The following is a 279-nucleotide window of genomic DNA, read 5'->3' as shown; positions in this document are numbered from 1 at the left end:
AGTATGGTCGTGGACACCAGGGAATCGTACGAAGACGCCGGCCGACGCGCCAGAGGCGAGATGCCGCCCGAGAACAGTTGCATCGTCGGACAGTTCAGGGATGCGGACCTTCTCGACTGTTACGCCGTCGATCTCCCCTCCGGAACACCGTCGGACATGCGTGCGCTCGCCGCGACCATGTTTCGGTCCCCACCCGTATGGTTTCGGCGCCTCATGCTCGTTCGGGACACGGTAATACGCGTATTCGGAGTGAAAACGTCCAGTCAGATGCGCCTGACG

1 protein-coding gene is annotated in these 279 nt (G+C 61.6%); it reads left to right on the top strand.

Annotation, left to right across the window (positions count from 1 at the left end):
* Window positions 1-3 precede the first annotated feature (3 nt).
* Window positions 4-279 (top strand): DUF2867 domain-containing protein (locus SB765_RS29180; protein ID WP_410932426.1); only part of this gene is annotated, 276 nt, incomplete at its 3' end.

This window comes from Pseudomonas sp. SIMBA_067 (genome assembly GCF_046534675.1).
Classification (GTDB): Bacteria; Pseudomonadota; Gammaproteobacteria; order Pseudomonadales; family Pseudomonadaceae; genus Aquipseudomonas; species Aquipseudomonas putida.
Note: the sequence above shows the minus strand (reverse complement) of the source record. Positions and strands in the feature narration are given on the sequence as shown.